Below are 18,427 nucleotides of genomic sequence, written 5' to 3'. Positions count from 1 at the left end.
ATGTCCCGTACGCTTTATGACAAATTGTGGGATGACCACGTTGTTTACTCAGAAGAGGATGGCACTGCCACAATCTATATAGACCGTCAGTTATTGCATGAGGTGACTAGCCCTCAGGCGTTTGAAGGTTTGCATTTGTCTGGCCGTCCGGTTTGGCGTATTTCAGCCAATTTGGCAGTATCTGATCACAACGTCCCAACCACTGATCGCTCAGAAGGTATTGCCGATCCAATCTCTAAGTTGCAGGTAGATACCTTGGATCAGAACTGCGATGCACTTGGTATTACCCAATACAAAATGAACGATACCCGTCAAGGGATTGTTCACGTCATTGGACCTGAGCAGGGTGCTACTCTGCCTGGTATGACAGTAGTCTGCGGTGATTCTCATACCAGCACACATGGTGCTTTTGGCGCCTTAGCTTTTGGTATTGGTACCTCTGAAGTTGAACACGTATTAGCCACTCAAACCTTGCTAATGAAAAAGAGCAAGAATATGTTGGTGAAAGTGGATGGTCGTTTACAACCAGGATCTACCGCTAAAGATATTGTCTTATCAATCATTGGCAAGATTGGCACTGCAGGTGGTACGGGCTACACGATTGAATTTGCTGGTGAAGCGATTCGCAATTTATCGATGGAAGGTCGTATGACCCTTTGTAATATGGCCATTGAAGCTGGTGCTCGCGCTGGATTAGTTGCTGTAGATGAAACAACCATTGAGTATGTGCAGGGTCGCCCTTACGCACCAAAAGGACCTGAAATGCTTCAGGCTGCGCAGTATTGGAGAACTTTGCATTCTGATCCAGATGCCAAATTTGATGCAGTCGTCGAATTGCGTGCAGAAGAGATCGCCCCTCAAGTAACTTGGGGTACTTCACCAGAAATGGTTTTGCCAATTAGTGAGCGTGTGCCAGATCCAGAAAAAGAGCGGGATCCCAATAAGCGGGCTGCCATGGAACGCGCCTTGGAGTACATGAATCTCATTCCTAATACACCGCTGAGTAATATTAGTATTGATAAAGTGTTTATTGGATCTTGCACCAATAGTCGCATTGAAGATATTCGTGCTGCCGCTAAAGTAGTTGATCGCCTGGGCAAGAAAGTATCGCCGAATGTGAAACTGGCTTTAGTAGTTCCTGGCTCTGGCCTAGTAAAAGCCCAAGCGGAACGTGAGGGACTTGATCGTATTTTTAAGGCAGCTGGTTTTGAATGGCGTGAGCCTGGTTGTTCAATGTGTTTAGCGATGAATGCTGATCGCTTGGAGCCGGGTGAGCGCTGTGCGTCTACTTCGAATCGTAACTTTGAGGGTCGTCAAGGCAATGGTGGCAGAACACATCTAGTAAGTCCTGCAATGGCTGCCGCCGCTGCAATTGAAGGTCACTTTGTTGATATTCGAAAAATTTCATAGGAGTATTACTGTGCGCAATTTTTTTTTCTTCACTTTAATTACACGCCTCACATTGATTGGTCTTGCAGGCATGTTGATTTCTGCTTGTAGTAGCACCATGGAGGGTATGGGTAAAGATTTACAAACCATGGGAAATGCCATGGGTGGCAATCAAAGTAACAATCCATCTCAAACTAAGGGTAAGGATGTTGTAGTTACTCCAGTTAAATAAGTCTCACTCATTCAGAATCAAAGTCAGAATCATGGAAAAATTTACGATATACAAAGGTTTGGTTGCTCCGCTTAATCGCGAGAACGTGGATACTGATGCCATTATTCCAAAGCAATTTCTCAAATCAATCAAGAAAACGGGCTTTGGACAAAATCTGTTTGATGAGTGGCGCTACCTTGATCATGGAGAGCCCGGACAAGACTGCAGCACAAGACCCATTAATCCTGACTTTGTACTGAATCAAGCTCGCTACAAAGATCCCGGCATTTTGTTGGCACGTAAAAACTTTGGTTGCGGTAGCTCAAGAGAGCATGCGCCTTGGGCGTTGGATCAGTATGGCTTTAGGGCAGTGATTGCCCCTAGCTTTGCCGATATCTTTTTCAATAACTGCTTTAAAAATGGTCTCTTACCGATCGTCTTAACTGAGCAGCAGGTAGATCATCTTTTTAACGAAACCATGGCATTTAATGGCTATCAGCTCACGATTGACCTCGAAGCCCAGCAAGTCATCGCCCCCGATGGAACCGCCTATAGCTTTGATGTAACGCCTTTTAGAAAGTTCTGTCTACTCAATGGCTTGGACGATATTGGCTTAACCCTGCGCCATGCAGATAAAATCAAGGCTTATGAAGCCGAGCGCATCCTGAAGATGCCTTGGCTCACGACACAATTGCCGTAATTTTATAGAGTTAAGGGTCTTTCATGAAAATTGCAGTTCTCCCGGGCGATGGAATCGGCCCGGAAATCGTCGCTCAAGCGGTTCGTATTCTTAAAGCACTTGGTCCTCAGTTTGATCTAGAGGAAGCTCCTGTTGGAGGGGCTGCCTATGATATCTCTGGCCATCCATTGCCGCCTGCAACTTTAGAGCTGGCTAAAAAAGCCGACGCTATTTTATTTGGCGCAGTAGGTGATTGGAAATATGACACCTTGGCGCGTGAACTGCGTCCTGAGCAGGCCATCTTAGGTTTGCGTAAACACTTAGCGCTATTTGCAAACTTTAGACCAGCTATTTGCTATCCAGAATTAACTGCTGCTTCTAGCTTGAAGTCAGAAATTATTGGCGGATTAGATATTTTGATTGTGCGCGAACTCAATGGTGATATTTATTTTGGCCAACCCCGAGGCATTCGTACATCTGAGCTTCCTTTATTTAAGGGTGCTCGTGAAGGCTTTGACACCATGCACTATAGCGAGCCTGAAGTAGAGCGTATTGGACACGTCGCTTTTGAGGCTGCTCGTAAACGTGGCAAAAAGGTGTGTAGTGTTGATAAGGCTAATGTCTTAGAAACATCGCAGTTATGGCGTGAAGTTATGATTCGGGTTTCTAAAGACTATCCTGATGTCGAGCTGTCCCATATGTATGTAGATAACGCTGCGATGCAGTTAGTAAAAGCGCCCAAAGCTTTTGACGTAGTGGTAACAGGTAATCTCTTTGGCGATATTCTGTCTGATGAAGCTGCTATGTTGACGGGCTCGATCGGCATGTTGCCTTCAGCTTCGTTGGATAAGAACAATAAGGGTCTTTATGAGCCGAGTCATGGTTCTGCTCCCGACATTGCTGGCAAGGGTGTAGCCAATCCCTTAGCAACGATTCTGTCTGCCGCCATGATGTTGCGTTACTCCTTAGGAATGCCTACTGAAGCCGATCGAATTGAGAAAGCTGTTCAAAAAGTATTGGCACAAGGCTTGCGCACTGCTGATATCTATACCGAAGGCACAAAAAAAGTTTCCACTGTTGAGATGGGTGATGCGGTTGTGGCAGCACTCTGATAATCGTTCAAGCAACTTTTAAATTAGCAAAACAAAAAATATTTATTAGATCGTTAATCATGGCAAATACAAAAACTCCTTTAGTAGGTCTAGTCGGCTGGCGCGGTATGGTCGGTAGCGTGCTCATGGAAAGGATGCTGGCTGAGAACGATTTTGATTTTATTGAGCCTGTATTTTTTAGTACTAGCCAAGCAGGTGAAGAAGTGCCCTTAATCAATGGTCAAAAAGTGACTAAGAGTGAAAACACCTTGCTAGATGCAAATGACATTAAAGCCTTATCTCGCTGCGACATTATCTTGACCTGTCAGGGCGGCGATTACACCAATGAAATATTTCCAAAGCTACGTGCAGCAAAATGGAATGGGCATTGGATTGATGCGGCCAGCGCTTTGCGTATGAACGATGATGCAGTATTGGTTTTAGATCCAGTAAACCGTTCAGTGATTGATAAGGCTCTAGCTGAAGGCGGTAAGAATTGGATTGGTAGCAACTGTACCGTTAGCTTAATGATGATGGCCATGGGCGGCTTAGTGAAGGCTGATATGGTTGAATGGATTAGTGCCATGACCTATCAGGCTGCATCAGGGGCGGGTGCTCAGAATATGCGTGAACTCCTTTTGCAAATGGGTGCTTTGCATGACAGCGTTGCTACTGAATTAGCTGATCCATCTTCATGGATTTTAGATATTGACCGTAAAGTAACTGATACTTTGCGTTCTGTTGATTTTCCAAAGAAAAATTTCCGCAATACTGCACTAGCTGGAAGTCTGATTCCTTGGATTGATGTTCCTTTAGAGAATGGTCAAACTAAAGAAGAGTGGAAAGGGGGCGCAGAGTTCAATAAGATTTTGGGTCGCCCAGCATTCCGCACGCCTGGAAGTATTCCGGTTGATGGTATATGTGTGCGGGTTGGGGCTATGCGCTGCCATTCGCAAGGACTGACTGTCAAGCTAAAGAAAGATATTCCTCTTAAAGAAATTGAGTCTATTTTGGCTAATGATAATCAGTGGGTAAAAGTGGTGCCTAATGATCGCGACACTACTGAGCGTGACTTATCTCCTGCTGCAGTTAGTGGCACTATGACTGTGCCGATTGGTCGCTTGCATAAGCTAGCAATGGGCCCTGAATATTTAGCCGTATTTACAGTGGGCGATCAATTATTGTGGGGTGCTGCGGAACCCTTGCGTCGCATGCTCCGCATACTGCTTGAGCATTAATGTCGCGAACTAGTCAACTTAGATTTCTTAGAGCACTTTGCTTTGTTTGGCTTAGCTGGACTGGTGCTGCCTGGGCAGTATCTTTGGGATCACCTCAGCTCCTCTCTCGCTCAGGAGAGCCCTTACGCGCTGAAATCCCGATTCGTATAGCTGCTGATGAGGAAGGAGCGCTATCAAGTCTGAAAGTGGTGATGCCGAATAAAGCAGCCTTTGAGCGTCTAGGTATTTCTCAAAAGATTTTAGAACTCAATCCTCAGGCGATGGTATATCGCAATCGTCAGAATCAGTTGATGGTTTTGCTTGAGACTGTGGAGCCTGTTCCTATCAGTGATGATCCGTTTGTTGATGTGATCATTAATCTGAGCTGGGCAAGCGGTAACATCACAAAAACATATACCTTGCTCATCGGCGATGTACAAAAGGTCCTAGTAAAACCAGGTCAGACTTTATCGGAAATTGCTGCCTTGATGGCGCCTCAATTAGAGGGCGCCACCTTAGATCAAACTATGATGGCTTTGTTTAAAGCGAATCCTGATGCATTTGCGAGTGGCAGCATAAATCGTTTGGCTGCTGGCGCAGAGCTCAATAAACCTAGCCAAGCGCTCCTACGATCTATTAGTCCTGCTGAAGCAAATCAATTTGTAGCGGATGCTAACGAGCAATGGCGCGAAGGCAAGGATGCAAGTAAATCCCAAGAAGCATCAAAAGCAGGGTCAAGTCAAACTGCTGATGCAGCTCAAAAAGATCGTCTCAAGATTGGCTCTAGTACAGATGGTAGCAATGACGAGAAACGTTTTACTGAAGAGCTCGTCGCACAAGAGAAAGCGCTCGAGCAAGCCAAGGCTCGCGTTGCTGAACTAGAAAAAAATGTGGCAGACTTGCAGCGCCTACTGGATAAGTCAAAAGAGAAAAAAGCAGTTGAAAATAATTTTGGACTAGGTGGATTTGGGCCAGCTATTTTGGCGCTTGGCTTGATCCTACTAACAGGATTATTGCTATGGGCTCTGGCTCGAAATGCACGTCGCACAGAGCTTACTGCATATGGAGCATCCTCTAGTCATTCAGCGGATGATAAGCAGGAACCACAATTACCTCGAGCAATGCCGGAACGTGCCAAGGCCTTATTTGCAGGAATCGATCTGGATTTAACGAAATCATCTGAACAAACGACACCCATCCCATCTGAGTCAAATCCACTCCTCGATACACTGCGTGTCAAACTGAATCTGGCACGCGCCTACATCACAATCGAAGATTTTTCTGCAGCAAAAAAATCACTTGAAGAAATTTTAAGTATCAGTAGCTCAGTAGATCTTGCATTGACGATTGAAGCCCAGGGATTATTGAACGAACTTAATAGTCCCAAGGCCTAGGGCTTGATATGCGAATAGCGCTTGGTCTCCAGTATGACGGGAGTACTTACTCGGGATGGCAAACGCAATCTAATGGCAATACAGTCCAGGATGAATTAGAGAAAGCCATTTCTGCTTTTATTGGCGACCAAGCAAGTAAAGATCACCCAGTAAGCACCATTACAGCGGGTAGGACCGATGCAGGAGTCCATGCATTAGGCCAGGTAGTTCACTTTGATGGCAATGTAGAGCGCGATGCTTTCTCTTGGGTGAGGGGGATTAATTCCTTTTTACCTAAGTCCATCGTCGTCAATTGGGCCAAGGAAGTTTCTAATGAATTTAGTGCGCGCTTTTCTGCATTTGAGCGGACCTATATTTATGCACTTCACGCTGGACCATGTCGCGCGCCTCTTGTGCACTCTCGTGCTGGGTATTTATTGCTGCCTCCTCATCAATGGTTTGACATTGAGGCTATGCAACAGTCTGTTGGATGTTTAATTGGGGAACATGATTTTTCTGCCTTTAGATCTTCAGAATGTCAAAGCAAAACGCCTATAAAAACGCTGTACTCCATCGATATCATTTCTCAAGAACCTTGGTTATATTTCCGGATTCGGGGTAATGCTTTTTTGCATCACATGGTAAGAAATTTAGTAGGTTCTTTTTTGCAAATAGGAACTGGTAGACAAGCCCCAGGGTGGATGGCAGAGTTATTGCTAGCCAAGGATCGTCGTTTAGCGGCGCCCACCTTTATGGCTGACGGCCTATATTTAGCGAAAATTGCTTATCCTGAGCATTTTGATATCCCAGAGCCATGCTTAGAAAACTCCTGGCTACCAGTTGAACTTAGAGGCACTTAAGCCCTTATCATTCATTTATGGGCTTACTGACTTATTCTCCGACCCGTACCCGGGTAAAAATTTGCGGATTGCGCACTCCAGCCGATATCGATGCTGCTGTAGCCGCTGGCGTAGATGCGGTGGGCTTTGTGTTCTACCCACCTAGCCCACGTGCCGTCAGTCCCAATATCGCCGCTCAGTTGATTTCCAGGCTTCCTGCTGGCATAGATGCGGTGGGATTGCTGGTGAATGCGACAGATGCTGATTTTGCTGCGATCAAGGCTATTGCACCTATTACTTTATGGCAGTTTCATGGGGATGAGACCCCAGAGCGTTGTTTGGCACTAGCGAATGGGCAACCCTGGATGAAAGCCGCCAGGGTGGGGCAAGACTTCGCGTTTGACGAATTTTCCCTACAATATATGCAAGCAAACGCTTTTCTGCTAGATGCCCTCGTTGAGGGTTATGGTGGAGGAGGCGTTCCTTTTGATTGGCAAGGAATTCCACAAACATGGGTAAGCGAAAACGCGCCTCGGGTCGTTTTGAGTGGTGGATTGAACACGCACAACGTGGGCGAGGCAATTGCACGCCTGCATCCTTGCGCGGTTGACGTCTCGAGTGGCGTAGAAAGCAGCAGGGGTGTTAAAGATCCTGCACTCATGGCTGACTTTGTTAAAGCGGTGCGTGCAGCAGACACTAAAACATCATCCCAATAATTTGCTGTAAATAAATCAAAAGAGGTAGCTATGTACGATAAGCCAGATGCACGAGGACACTTTGGTCCTTACGGTGGCGTGTTTGTATCTGAGACATTGATGTATGCATTAGATGAGCTCAAAGAAGCCTATGCAAAATATCAATACGATCCAGAATTTGTTGAAGAGTTTCATTACGAACTCAAGCATTTTGTGGGTAGACCATCACCCGTATATCACGCAAAGCGTTGGAGTGAGATGCTCGGTGGCGCACAGATTTATTTAAAGCGCGAAGACTTAAATCACACAGGTGCACACAAAATTAATAACGTGATTGGCCAAGCAATGTTAGCCAAGCGCATGGGCAAGCCACGCATCATTGCCGAGACAGGTGCAGGACAGCATGGAGTTGCTACCGCAACAATTTGCGCCCGCTTTGGTTTGGATTGCACGGTGTATCAAGGTTCAGTAGACGTTGCTCGTCAAGCGCAAAACGTTTTTAGGATGAAATTACTGGGCGCTAAGGTCGTTCCAGTTGAGTCTGGGACTAAAACTTTAAAAGACGCGTTAAATGAAGCGATGCGTGATTGGGTTACCAATGTAGAAAATACCTTCTACATTATTGGCACTGTGGCTGGACCACATCCTTACCCGATGATGGTACGAGATTTTCAAAGTGTGATTGGTGAAGAATGCAAAGTGCAGATGCCGGAGATGACAGGTCGTCAACCCGATTATGTCTTGGCATGTGTTGGCGGCGGCTCTAATGCAATGGGTATCTTCTATCCTTACATCGACTTTCCGGAAGTGAAATTGATTGGTGTGGAGGCTGCAGGCCACGGCCTTGGCAGTGGATTGCATTCAGCAGCACTATGCGTTGGTAAGCCAGGCGTATTACACGGCAATCGTACTTACTTATTGCAAGATGAAAACGGTCAAATTGCTGAAACACATTCTGTTTCAGCAGGTATGGACTATCCAGGCGTTGGGCCTGAGCACGCCTGGCTTAAAGATTCTGGACGTGCTGATTATGTGGCGATTACAGATGAAGAAGCACTTCAAGCATTCCATGATTGCTGCCGCATTGAAGGCATCATTCCTGCTCTTGAATCCGCACATGCCATTGCTTATGCCTGCAAGCTAGCCAAGACCTTACCTAAAGATAAAACGATTTTGATCAATCTCTCAGGTCGGGGCGATAAGGATATGCATACCGTTGCGCAGGCAACGGGATCAGAGGGTTAAAAGAGTATGTCAAAAATTACTGCAATCTTTAAAGAGTTAAAAGCTACGGGTAAAAAAGGGCTCATCCCTTTTATTACGGCGGGTGATCCTGATCCTAAACTTACCATTGAATTAATGCATGCCTTAGTGCGTGGTGGATCAAGTGTGATTGAGTTAGGGGTTCCATTTTCTGACCCAATGGCCGATGGCCCTGTGATTCAAAGATCATCCGAGCGCGCATTGACTCAAGGCGTTACCTTGCATAGCTGTTTGGAAATGGTCAAAGCGTTTCGCAAACAAGATGTTCATACTCCCGTAGTGTTGATGGGTTATGCAAACCCTGTTGAGCAAATGGGAGCAGAGCGATTTGCAATAGAAGCTAAGGCTGCAGGTGTTGATGGTGTTTTGATTGTTGACTATCCTCCAGAAGAGTGCGTAGATTTTGCTGCGCGCATGCGGATTGCTGGAATTGACCCTATCTTCTTATTGGCCCCTACTTCATCACATGAGCGCATTAAAGAAGCCGCCAAAATAGCTTCTGGTTATATCTATTACGTTTCTATGCGCGGTGTTACAGGCGCTTCTCATCTCAACACTCAAGATGTTGCCAGCATCATCCCTAAAATTCGTGAAGAGACCGACATTCCAATCGCAGTGGGCTTTGGTATTAGCGATGCAGCTAGTGCCAAAGCGGTATCTGCAAGTGCTGATGCCGTCGTTATCGGTAGTCGAATTATTCGTCTTTTAGAGGATGCGCCCCCAGGTCAGGCAGTACAATCACTAGAAACCTTTATTCGCGAAATTCGCGATGCCTTGGACAGTTAGATACACATGAGTTGGATAGATAAGTTACTCCCACCACAAATTCAACATACCGATCCCGTTAATCGTAAGTCGGTTCCTGAGGGATTGTGGGTAAAGTGTCCAGATTGCGCAACCGTTCTTTATAGCACTGACCTAGCAGCTAATCTTTCTGTTTGTCCAAAATGTAGTCATCACATGCGCATTGGCGCTCGCCAGCGTTTAGATAGTCTTTTGGATACAAAAGGCCGCTATGAAATTGGTGCTGACATTTATCCGATTGATCCTCTGAAGTTTAAAGATTCGAAAAAATACCCTGATCGCATTAAAGAGGCGAATGATGCTTCGGGTGAGACTGAAGCATTGATAGCCATGGGTGGAAAAATAGAAGGTATTCCAGTGGTTGCTGCTTGCTTTGAATTTCAGTATATGGGCGGCTCTATGGGTTCTGTTGTCGGAGAGCGATTTGCTCGCGGTGTGCAAGAAGCTATTGATAAAAAATGCGCTTTCATTTGCGTTACTGCTACTGGCGGTGCCCGGATGCAAGAATCTTTATTGTCTTTATTTCAGATGGCAAAGACCAACTCAATGTTGACGCTATTGTCTAAAAAAGGTTTACCTTACATTAGTGTCTTAACTGACCCAACGATGGGTGGCATTTCAGCAAGCTTTGCTTTCATGGGTGATGTAGTGATGGCAGAGCCAAAGGCTTTAATTGGTTTTGCAGGCCCACGTGTGATTGAGCAAACCGTTCGTGAAAAATTACCTGAAGGTTTTCAGCGCTCGGAATTTTTGATGCAAAAGGGTGGTATCGATATGATTGTCGATCGCCGTAACCTGCGCAATGAAATAGCGCGCTTACTCGCTTTGCTGCAACAGCTTCCTGAGCCTGCGATCGCGGGTAGCGCAGCTGTCTAAGCGCTTGACTACCGCTCATCAATCCCCCACATTATTTCCTAGCCTGGAGGCTTGGCTAAGCCACCTTGAAACTGCTCACCCCGTTGGCATTGATATGGGTCTTGAGCGTATAAATCGTGTAAAGGCAGCCCTTGAACTGCATTTTGATTGCCCTGTCATCACGGTTGCAGGAACAAACGGAAAAGGCTCCACCTGTGCTTATCTGGAGAGTATTTTGTTAGCATCCGGTTATCGCGTCGGTTGCCATATGTCACCCCATTTACTGAAATTTAATGAGCGTGCACGCATCAATGGACAAGACGTTAGCGATGCATTCTTGTTAGAAAGTTTTGCTGAGATTGAAAAGGCACGTGTAAGTTTGGTTGATGCGCCAACACTCACTTATTTTGAATTCACAACCTTAGCAATCATGTATTTGTTTTCCAAATCTAATCTTGATGCAGTTGTATTAGAGGTAGGTATGGGTGGACGCTTAGATGCCGTCAATATTGTGGATGCTGATTGTGCAATTGTGACTAGCATTGACATTGATCACATTGAGTATTTGGGCGGGACTAGAGAAGCTATTGGATTGGAGAAGGCGGGGATTTTTAGACCTGGGCATATTGCCATCTGCGGCGACCCTGTTCCACCACAATCTTTGATTGAGTATGCAGAAAAGTTAGGCTGTGACTTATGGCTTCAAGGACGCGACTATAACTTTCAAGGTGATAAACAGCAGTGGGGTTGGGCAGGGCGTAAGAAGCGTTTTAGCGGTCTTGGGTATCCTGCTTTACGTGGAGCCAATCAGATTCTCAATGCATCTGCAGTGATTGCCGCCTTGATGGCTCTTCACCAGCGTCTGCCGGTCAGCGCACAAGATATTCGCAATGGATTTGCCTTGGTGGAGTTGCCTGGGAGATTTCAGGTCTTGCCTGGCCAGCCTATGGTGGTTTTGGATGTTGCTCATAACCCTCACGCAGCTGCAACCCTAGGGCAGAGCCTAGAAAGAATGGGCTACCACCCCTATACCTTTGCTATTTTTGGCGCTATGGCAGATAAAGATATCGATGGGGTTATTAAATCCTTGTTAGGAATTGTGGATTTTTGGTTTTGCACCGATTTACCCACTCAAAGGGCTGCTAGTGCCCTTGATTTGGCAAATAGGCTTGAGGCATTGGGCGTAAAGCCTAAAAATGGGAAAGATGGCGGAATTGAGTGCTTTTCTGATCCTGCTGCAGCGTATCAAAAAGCCTTATCTCAGGCAGGTGAGGGTGATAGAATTGTGATCTTCGGATCCTTCTATACCGTTGCAGGCGTAATGGCTTATCGAAACAACCAGGCGCATTGATCCATGATTCGTTTACCGAAGCTTTTTAAGCGAAAAACACAGGCTGATGACCTTGACTTAGGTTCAGTGAGGGGTCGTCGCACCACTAAGAACCCAACCCCCCGCAGTTACCAGCGCGCTGCTGAAGCAGAAGAGCTGGCCTTGACCGAAGATCCAGAACAACAACGTGCACGCCATCGATTGATTGGTGCTGCTGTATTGGTCTTCTTTGCGGTTGTCGGTTTACCTCGGCTTTTGGATAACAAACCCAAATCAGTAACAAACGATATTGCCGTCAATATCGTTACTAGTTTGCCAATTCCCTCATTAGATAGTAAACCGAGTGATAAGCCAAAAGACACCTACATCGATAAAGTCTCCAAAGATCCAGTACCTGAATCTAAGGTAGAGGTGAAGCCTGAGCCAAAAGTAGAGGCAAAGGCTGAAATAAAATCAGTAGCTCCGGCACCAGCTAAATCGACTGGGTTAGGACTTGCTGCGGGAGAAGAAGTTGTGGGCACCCCTGCAAAACCAAAGCCTGAAGATGCTACGCAAAATTCTGCTTCTGCACCAGCGACATCTGCCATAACTGGAAAATTTGTTATTCAGATTGGCGCCTTTGCTTCCGAGGAGCGCGCTAAGGGGTGGATTACAAAACTAAAAGAGCAGAAGATTCCGAACTATGTTCTAAATAAAAATGGTACCGACGGTACAAAGTTATATGTTTTGCGCGCAGGACCTTATACCGATAAAGATACTGCAGAAGCAGCAGAGAAAAAAATTAAGGCGATGGGTCTTTCTCCAAGACTTGTCGAGACTGGTAAGCAGTAATGGAATATATATCCACCCTAAAATTTACAACGGTGGATTATTTCACCCTCGTAGTTTTGCTGGTATCAGCATTGATTGGAATTTCGCGTGGCCTATTCAAGGAAGTGCTTGCACTTGCCTCTTGGTTTGTTGCTGCCTGGGTTGCCTACCATTACAGCAACTATTTATCGACTGAGTGGCTCTCAACATTCCATCTAGATGAGTTCTTGAGTTTGGGCATTAGTTTTTTAATTTTATTTATCTTAACCCTCATCGCTTGTGGAATTTTTGGTGGCTTAATACAAAAGATTATTCTCTCTGCAGGATTGAGTTTGACAGATCGATTCTTGGGATTGATATTTGGTTTAATGCGCGGCGGATTGATTGTGGTTGTTTTGGCAACCTTAGCAGCATTAACACCTATCCCTCAGAGTGTGGCGTGGCAAAAGGCCCTCACCCGTCCTGCTATTGATATGGCCACGGGATTAATTAAAAGTTGGCTACCACCCGATTGGGCAAAACAATTAGGCGATGCAATGCCTAAGGTAACTCCAAGCATTACTCCAAAATTAACTATAGGGATATAGACATATGTGCGGCGTCGTAGGAACAGTTTCCCACTCCCCAGTTAATCAACTTCTTTATGATGCATTGTTGCTGCTGCAACATCGTGGTCAGGATGCTGCGGGCATTGCCACCATGAACGGTAATTCATTTACCATGCATAAAGCCAATGGCTTAGTTCGAGATGTATTTAGAACCCGCAATATGCGTAGCTTGGTTGGTAATGCTGGTATTGGTCAGGTGCGCTACCCAACTGCTGGATCTGCTAGTAGCGAGGAAGAGGCTCAACCATTTTATGTGAGTGCCCCATACGGTATTATTCTGGCCCATAACGGAAACTTGACCAATGCGCCTAGCTTGCGGGTTGAAATGGCTTATCGCGATCGTCGGCATATTAATACCAGCTCAGATACTGAAGTGCTTTTGAATGTACTTGCTGACGAATTACAAAAAGAAACCAATAGCGCTGCCTTAGATGAGGGTGCTATGTTTAATGCGGTAACTGGTGTTACTCAGCGTGTCAAAGGTTCTTATGCAGTCGTTTCCTTAATTGCTGGATATGGTTTGTTGGCATTTCGCGACCCCTATGGTATTCGCCCTTTATGTATTGGCCGTGTCGATACCGAAAAAGGTCCCGAGTGGATGATTGCTTCAGAATCTGTCGCCTTGGAAGGTCTGGGCTTTACCTTTGTGCGCGATGTTAATCCTGGGGAAGCAATATATATTGATTTGGATGGTAATTTCTATTCACGCCAATGCGTACCGAATGCAATTCTCACTCCCTGTATTTTTGAGTATGTCTATATGGCGCGTCCAGATTCAACCATTGATGGCGTTATTGTCTATAACGTCCGGATGCGCATGGGTGACTATCTGGCGGAAAAGATTCGCAAAGAAACCAATGTTGACGAAATTGACGTCGTAATGCCAATTCCAGACTCTAGTCGTCCTGCAGCAATGCAAGTTGCTAAGCGTTTGGGAGTCGATTATCGCGAAGGATTTTTCAAGAACCGCTACATTGGTAGAACCTTCATCATGCCTGGACAGGCTGTACGTAAGAAGTCAGTGCGCCAAAAGCTAAATGCGATGCGTATTGAATTTAAAGATAAAACGGTATTGATTGTGGATGACTCAATCGTGCGCGGGACTACTTCTTTCGAGATTGTGCAAATGGCTCGTGAGTCTGGTGCAAAGAAAGTGATCTTCGCCTCAGCAGCACCCCCAGTACGCTTTCCTAACGTCTATGGCATCGATATGCCCACTCGCAGTGAATTGGTTGCTTATGGGCGTACTGATGAAGAAATTAATGCATTGATTGGTGCGGATCAATTGATCTATCAAGATGTTGAGGACATGAAGCAGGCCGTTCGAGACATCAATCCCAATATTCAAAACTTTGAAGCCTCTTGCTTTGATGGTAATTACGTTACCGGTGATATTACTGAGTCCTATCTAGATGCCTTAGAGGCAGCAAGAAACACATCTGCAGCAAAGGCTGATCGGCAACTTGATTCTAGTGATTTTGCCCGCTCACAACTGCATCTCCATTTGGCTACTGAAGACTAAAAACGACAAGAATTTGCCTTTGGCAGGGCAATTCCTCGATTCAGTGTCAAAATAGCAGTATGAAGAGCAAAACTATCCGCAAATCCCCCGATTTTTCTCAGCTTGCGCCAGAGACATTAGCTGTCCGCGCTGGTACTCGTCGTACCGCTGAATACCAAGAGCATTCTGAGGCCTTATTTCTGACCTCCAGTTTTTGCTTTGATAGTGCCGAGTTGGCTGAAGATGGTTTTGCCCATGCGGATCAAGGCTTCATCTATTCACGCTTTACCAATCCTACTGTTAGCATGTTCCAAGATCGCTTGGCTGCCCTAGAGGGTGGTGAAGCTTGTATCGCTACAGCTTCTGGAATGTCTGCCATCTTGACGATGGCAATGGCGCATTTGCAGTCTGGCGACCACGTTGTTTGCTCACGTTCTGTTTTTGGTGCAACGATTCAGCTGTTTACCAATATCTTGGGTCGTTTTGGAATTACGACTACTTATGTTGACTTGGCGGATACCAAGTCATGGCAGGCTGCAGTCCAGCCAAACACAAAACTCTTTTATTTGGAGACCCCTTCTAATCCTTTGACTGAAATTGCTGATATCAAAGCGATTTCAAGGATTGCCAAAAAAGCAGGAGCCCTTTTTGCAGTGGATAATTGTTTCTGTACTCCAGCATTGCAAAAGCCTTTGGCTCTTGGTGCTGATGTTGTGATTCACTCGGCGACTAAATACTTAGACGGTCAAGGCAGGGTAGTGGGCGGTGCTATTGTTGGCAGTAAAGATTTTGTCATGGGCAAAGTATTTCCTTACGTACGCACTGCAGGACCAACTCTTTCTGCGTTTAATGCATGGGTATTTTTAAAGGGTCTTGAGACACTAGATCTACGTATGAAGCAGCAGAGTCAGAATGCATTGGCATTGGCGCAGTGGCTAGAAAAGCAGCCTGGTATCGAGCGTGTTTATCACCCGGGCCTCAAATCCCATCCTCAGTATGCTTTGGCAATGCGTCAGCAAAAAGCAGGCGGCGCTATTGTTTCCTTTGTTCTCAAAGGCGGAAAAAAAGCAGCTTTTAAACTCATCAACCAAACCAAGCTTTGCTCCATTACCGCAAATTTAGGTGACACCCGCACCACTATTACCAATCCAGCTACTACGACACATTGCCGTGTAAGTCCTGAGGCTCGTAAAGCTGCAGGCATTACGGATGGCTTAGTGAGGATCGCAGTGGGCCTTGAGAATATTAATGACCTCAAGAATGATCTCATTGGTGGACTCAAAAAATAATCAAGTACATCAGAGCAAACCTATGGGCTTTTCTGATGCTACTCAATTCTGGAACGAACGCTTTGATAAGGAGGAGTTCATTTTCGGAAAAGAGCCCAATGAATACTTGGTTGAGCAAACCCAAAAGTATTTAAAGCCAGGCAATAAAGTGCTCTGTATTGCAGATGGTGAAGGGCGCAATGGCGTATGGTTAGCCAAGCAGGCTATGCAAGTGATTGGTTTTGATGCATCCGATATTGCGCTAGCCAAAGCCAAGCAGTTTGCTAAAGATAATCAGGTAGAAGTCGAATATTCATTTTCCGATACTGATAGCTTTATATGGCATTCCAATATTTATGATGCAGTCATCGGGATATTTATTCAGTTTGCCGATCCAGCCATGCGTGAGCGGATCTTTCAAAAAACCTATGAGGCCCTAAAACCGGGCGGCTTATTTATCTTGCAGGGTTATACCCCTAAGCAACTCGAATATAAAACCGGCGGCCCCTCATTAATAGAGCATCTTTACACAGAAGAGATGATTCGAGATCTCGCTACAGACTTTGAAATACTCGAGCTTGTGAGTTATGAGAAAGCGCTTTCTGAAGGACCAAGACATACTGGTATGTCGGCTCTACTCGGCTTAGTCGCTAAAAAGTAACTAGCGCTATCTATGTAGTAAATCTCCTTGGATCATTAATTGACCTTAACGGCATGATGTGAATTTTGCTGCTATCAATTTCGATTTGAGCAGTTGCGCCTACCTCTAAAGCAAGTCTTCTAACTTCAGCAGCTGAGGCTTGCCAAGTGATGGTATGGGCATCTTCATTGAGCTTGAGCTGAATCACAGCAATTTGTCCTAATGAACTAATATGCATCACTTTTGCCGGAATACTCAAGCTTGTTTGTTGCGCATGAAGGCTGAGACCATCAGCGGGGATGACCCACGCTACAGGAGTGTTCGGCGGAATTTTGCCCTTATCGATAACATTAAATAGGAGCGCAGAATCATTCCAACTCAGTTTGCCAGTATTGAATATCCCTTCAAACATATTATTGATACCTACTAGCTCTGCAACACGTGAGTTTCGCGGTTTTTGAAATAGCACTTGTGGCGCTGCAGTCTGTAATCCAATCCCTTGATCAATGACGGTAATACGATCAGCTAATAAATCTGCTTCATGCAAGTCATGGGTAACTAAAACGATGGGGATATTTAAATCTTGACGAAGATCTGCAAGGGTTTTGTAAAGGCTTTGGCGGGTAGGGGCGTCAATTGCGGAGAAGGGTTCATCTAGAAGTAATACCTTGGGCTGCCTCGCCAACGCTCTTGCTAAGGCAACGCGTTGCTGTTGTCCGCCAGACAGTTGGTGTGGCATACGCTGGGATAGTTCGCCAATGCCCATGCGTATTAACCAATCTTGAGCAATTTTTTTACGCTCTGCTATTGCTAGTCCAGAGTTTTCTAAGGGGATGCAGACATTATCTAATGCTGATAAGTGTGGAAAGAGAGCATATTGCTGAAATAAAAAGCCACAAGAACGTGCTGTTGGTGCAAGAGCCTTTGTGACTCCATGTAATTCATCACCCTCGAACCAGAGTTCCTTATCGCACTCAATTCTTCCGGTATCAGGGTTGTTTAAGCCAGCAATAGTTCGTAGGACTGAAGTTTTCCCACTCCCAGATGGCCCAACCAGTGCATGTAATTCTCCGGGGGCACATTCCAAATGAATTTGCAACGGATTGGGAGAAATTTGAATGGCATTAACTTTAAGCATTAAACCCTCCTACCTTTATCGCGCGAGGGAGTACGACCAAAAACTCCATAGGAGAGCGCTATTGTAATTAGGGAGACGCCTAAGAGCAGAAGAGAGAGTGCACCTGCTCCTGTGGTATCAAAGCTTTGCACCTTGTCATAGATGGCGATTGAAACAGTTTTTGTTTCACCTGGAATTGCGCCACCTACCATGAGGACGACGCCAAATTCGCCCAGAGTATGAGCAAATGTAAGGACAGCAGCACTGGTAATGCCTCGCCATGCTAATGGGAGCTCAATCAAGCGAAAGATCTGCCAATTCGATAATCCACTCACCTGGGCCGCTTCACGAATTTCGGGGTTAATAGATTCAAAAGCACGCTGTATTGGCTGTATGGCAAAGGGAAGGTTAACAATCAGTGAAGCAATCAAAATCCCTGTGAAAGAAAAGACCAAAGGGATACCAAAAATGCTTTTGCCACTAAATCCTACCAGTAGGTAATAGCCCAATACCGTTGGAGGTAAAACTAGGGGGAGAGCTAAAGCTGCCTCTATCCAAGGCCTGCTTTTACCTAATTTTTGCAAGGAATGCGCTACCCAGACCCCAAATGGCAGTATTAACGCAAGCGTCCATAGCGCTAGCTTTAATGAGAGAAGGATGGCTTCCATATCCATGAGTGGATTGTATCGTCACATTGAATAAGGGTATCTCACTATATAAGTAATTCGGTTGCCGGG

The 18,427-nt window shown here is 45.6% G+C and carries 19 protein-coding genes; 17 read left to right on the top strand and 2 right to left on the bottom strand.

Annotated features, from left to right (window positions below):
* Genes leuC through ICN38_RS04915 form a run of 17 tightly spaced genes read left to right on the top strand, consistent with a single transcriptional unit; the run spans window position 1 to window position 16,594 of the window.
* Window positions 1–1,410, top strand: coding sequence for a 3-isopropylmalate dehydratase large subunit (gene leuC, locus ICN38_RS04995; RefSeq protein ID WP_216255795.1), 1,410 nt, complete (start codon window positions 1–3; stop codon window positions 1,408–1,410).
* A gap of 10 nt (window positions 1,411–1,420) precedes the next feature.
* Window positions 1,421–1,621: a hypothetical protein gene (locus ICN38_RS04990; RefSeq protein WP_216256278.1), complete on the top strand. Its 201-nt coding sequence runs from the start codon at window positions 1,421–1,423 to the stop codon at window positions 1,619–1,621.
* 31 nt (window positions 1,622–1,652) lie between these two features.
* The gene (gene leuD, locus ICN38_RS04985; protein WP_216255793.1) at window positions 1,653–2,300 is read left to right on the top strand and encodes a 3-isopropylmalate dehydratase small subunit; all 648 of its coding nucleotides are present in this window, start codon (window positions 1,653–1,655) and stop codon (window positions 2,298–2,300) included.
* A 23-nt stretch (window positions 2,301–2,323) separates the two neighbouring features.
* Entirely contained in the window at window positions 2,324–3,391 is a 1,068-nt protein-coding gene (gene leuB / locus ICN38_RS04980; RefSeq protein WP_216255791.1) for a 3-isopropylmalate dehydrogenase, read from the top strand.
* Between the two features lie 59 nt (window positions 3,392–3,450).
* Window positions 3,451–4,608: an aspartate-semialdehyde dehydrogenase gene (gene asd / locus ICN38_RS04975; RefSeq protein WP_216255790.1), complete on the top strand. Its 1,158-nt coding sequence runs from the start codon at window positions 3,451–3,453 to the stop codon at window positions 4,606–4,608.
* Entirely contained in the window at window positions 4,608–5,981 is a 1,374-nt protein-coding gene (locus ICN38_RS04970) for a FimV/HubP family polar landmark protein (protein WP_216255787.1), read from the top strand. Before asd ends, ICN38_RS04970 begins: the two co-directional genes overlap by 1 nt.
* An 8-nt stretch (window positions 5,982–5,989) precedes the next feature.
* Complete coding sequence (truA, locus tag ICN38_RS04965; RefSeq protein ID WP_216255785.1) at window positions 5,990–6,820, top strand: tRNA pseudouridine(38-40) synthase TruA; 831 nt, start codon at window positions 5,990–5,992, stop codon at window positions 6,818–6,820.
* A 17-nt stretch (window positions 6,821–6,837) separates the two neighbouring features.
* Entirely contained in the window at window positions 6,838–7,515 is a 678-nt protein-coding gene (locus ICN38_RS04960; RefSeq protein WP_216255784.1) for a phosphoribosylanthranilate isomerase, read from the top strand.
* Window positions 7,516–7,545: 30 nt separating this feature from the next.
* On the top strand, window positions 7,546–8,739 hold the full coding sequence (gene trpB, locus ICN38_RS04955) for a tryptophan synthase subunit beta (protein ID WP_216255782.1): 1,194 nt from the start codon (window positions 7,546–7,548) through the stop codon (window positions 8,737–8,739).
* 6 nt (window positions 8,740–8,745) lie between these two features.
* Window positions 8,746–9,543 (top strand): tryptophan synthase subunit alpha, encoded by a 798-nt coding sequence (gene trpA / locus ICN38_RS04950; RefSeq protein WP_216255780.1) that lies wholly within the window; start codon window positions 8,746–8,748, stop codon window positions 9,541–9,543.
* Window positions 9,544–9,549: 6 nt separating this feature from the next.
* Complete coding sequence (gene accD / locus ICN38_RS04945; protein WP_216255777.1) at window positions 9,550–10,437, top strand: acetyl-CoA carboxylase, carboxyltransferase subunit beta; 888 nt, start codon at window positions 9,550–9,552, stop codon at window positions 10,435–10,437.
* 4 nt (window positions 10,438–10,441) lie between these two features.
* The gene (folC, locus tag ICN38_RS04940; RefSeq protein ID WP_216255775.1) at window positions 10,442–11,767 is read left to right on the top strand and encodes a bifunctional tetrahydrofolate synthase/dihydrofolate synthase; all 1,326 of its coding nucleotides are present in this window, start codon (window positions 10,442–10,444) and stop codon (window positions 11,765–11,767) included.
* A gap of 3 nt (window positions 11,768–11,770) precedes the next feature.
* On the top strand, window positions 11,771–12,577 hold the full coding sequence (locus ICN38_RS04935) for an SPOR domain-containing protein (protein WP_216255773.1): 807 nt from the start codon (window positions 11,771–11,773) through the stop codon (window positions 12,575–12,577).
* Complete coding sequence (locus ICN38_RS04930; protein WP_216255771.1) at window positions 12,577–13,143, top strand: CvpA family protein; 567 nt, start codon at window positions 12,577–12,579, stop codon at window positions 13,141–13,143. The genes ICN38_RS04935 and ICN38_RS04930 overlap by 1 nt, the downstream gene beginning before the upstream one ends.
* A gap of 4 nt (window positions 13,144–13,147) precedes the next feature.
* Window positions 13,148–14,686 (top strand): amidophosphoribosyltransferase, encoded by a 1,539-nt coding sequence (gene purF, locus ICN38_RS04925; protein ID WP_216255769.1) that lies wholly within the window; start codon window positions 13,148–13,150, stop codon window positions 14,684–14,686.
* A gap of 59 nt (window positions 14,687–14,745) precedes the next feature.
* Window positions 14,746–15,954, top strand: coding sequence for an O-succinylhomoserine sulfhydrylase (locus tag ICN38_RS04920; protein WP_216255767.1), 1,209 nt, complete (start codon window positions 14,746–14,748; stop codon window positions 15,952–15,954).
* Window positions 15,955–15,976: 22 nt separating this feature from the next.
* Window positions 15,977–16,594, top strand: a complete 618-nt coding sequence (locus ICN38_RS04915) for a bifunctional 2-polyprenyl-6-hydroxyphenol methylase/3-demethylubiquinol 3-O-methyltransferase UbiG (protein WP_216255766.1) — start codon at window positions 15,977–15,979, stop codon at window positions 16,592–16,594.
* A 10-nt stretch (window positions 16,595–16,604) separates the two neighbouring features.
* On the opposite strand, the gene ICN38_RS04910 is transcribed toward ICN38_RS04915, so the two are convergent.
* Window positions 16,605–17,711, bottom strand: coding sequence for an ABC transporter ATP-binding protein (locus ICN38_RS04910; protein ID WP_216255764.1), 1,107 nt, complete (start codon window positions 17,709–17,711; stop codon window positions 16,605–16,607).
* On the bottom strand, window positions 17,711–18,364 hold the full coding sequence (gene modB / locus ICN38_RS04905) for a molybdate ABC transporter permease subunit (protein WP_216255762.1): 654 nt from the start codon (window positions 18,362–18,364) through the stop codon (window positions 17,711–17,713). Before modB ends, ICN38_RS04910 begins: the two co-directional genes overlap by 1 nt.
* Between the last annotated feature and the right edge of the window lie 63 nt (window positions 18,365–18,427).

Origin of the sequence: Polynucleobacter sp. AP-Melu-500A-A1 (assembly GCF_018882125.1) — a bacterium.
In the GTDB taxonomy this organism is placed as follows: Bacteria; Pseudomonadota; Gammaproteobacteria; order Burkholderiales; family Burkholderiaceae; genus Polynucleobacter.
Note: the sequence above shows the minus strand (reverse complement) of the source record. Positions and strands in the feature narration are given on the sequence as shown.

Excerpts from the sequence above, each read along its gene's own strand:
- leuC (WP_216255795.1), top strand. The coding sequence starts at position 1 with ATGTCCCGTACGCTTTATGACAAATTGTGGGATGACCACGTTGTTTAC.
- leuD (WP_216255793.1), top strand. The coding sequence starts at position 1,653 with ATGGAAAAATTTACGATATACAAAGGTTTGGTTGCTCCGCTTAATCGC.
- leuB (WP_216255791.1), top strand. The coding sequence starts at position 2,324 with ATGAAAATTGCAGTTCTCCCGGGCGATGGAATCGGCCCGGAAATCGTC.
- asd (WP_216255790.1), top strand. The coding sequence starts at position 3,451 with ATGGCAAATACAAAAACTCCTTTAGTAGGTCTAGTCGGCTGGCGCGGT.
- ICN38_RS04970 (WP_216255787.1), top strand. The coding sequence starts at position 4,608 with ATGTCGCGAACTAGTCAACTTAGATTTCTTAGAGCACTTTGCTTTGTT.
- truA (WP_216255785.1), top strand. The coding sequence starts at position 5,990 with ATGCGAATAGCGCTTGGTCTCCAGTATGACGGGAGTACTTACTCGGGA.
- ICN38_RS04960 (WP_216255784.1), top strand. The coding sequence starts at position 6,838 with ATGGGCTTACTGACTTATTCTCCGACCCGTACCCGGGTAAAAATTTGC.
- trpB (WP_216255782.1), top strand. The coding sequence starts at position 7,546 with ATGTACGATAAGCCAGATGCACGAGGACACTTTGGTCCTTACGGTGGC.
- trpA (WP_216255780.1), top strand. The coding sequence starts at position 8,746 with ATGTCAAAAATTACTGCAATCTTTAAAGAGTTAAAAGCTACGGGTAAA.
- accD (WP_216255777.1), top strand. The coding sequence starts at position 9,550 with ATGAGTTGGATAGATAAGTTACTCCCACCACAAATTCAACATACCGAT.
- ICN38_RS04935 (WP_216255773.1), top strand. The coding sequence starts at position 11,771 with ATGATTCGTTTACCGAAGCTTTTTAAGCGAAAAACACAGGCTGATGAC.
- ICN38_RS04930 (WP_216255771.1), top strand. The coding sequence starts at position 12,577 with ATGGAATATATATCCACCCTAAAATTTACAACGGTGGATTATTTCACC.
- purF (WP_216255769.1), top strand. The coding sequence starts at position 13,148 with ATGTGCGGCGTCGTAGGAACAGTTTCCCACTCCCCAGTTAATCAACTT.
- ICN38_RS04920 (WP_216255767.1), top strand. The coding sequence starts at position 14,746 with ATGAAGAGCAAAACTATCCGCAAATCCCCCGATTTTTCTCAGCTTGCG.
- ICN38_RS04915 (WP_216255766.1), top strand. The coding sequence starts at position 15,977 with ATGGGCTTTTCTGATGCTACTCAATTCTGGAACGAACGCTTTGATAAG.
- ICN38_RS04910 (WP_216255764.1), bottom strand. The coding sequence starts at position 17,711 with ATGCTTAAAGTTAATGCCATTCAAATTTCTCCCAATCCGTTGCAAATT.
- modB (WP_216255762.1), bottom strand. The coding sequence starts at position 18,364 with ATGGATATGGAAGCCATCCTTCTCTCATTAAAGCTAGCGCTATGGACG.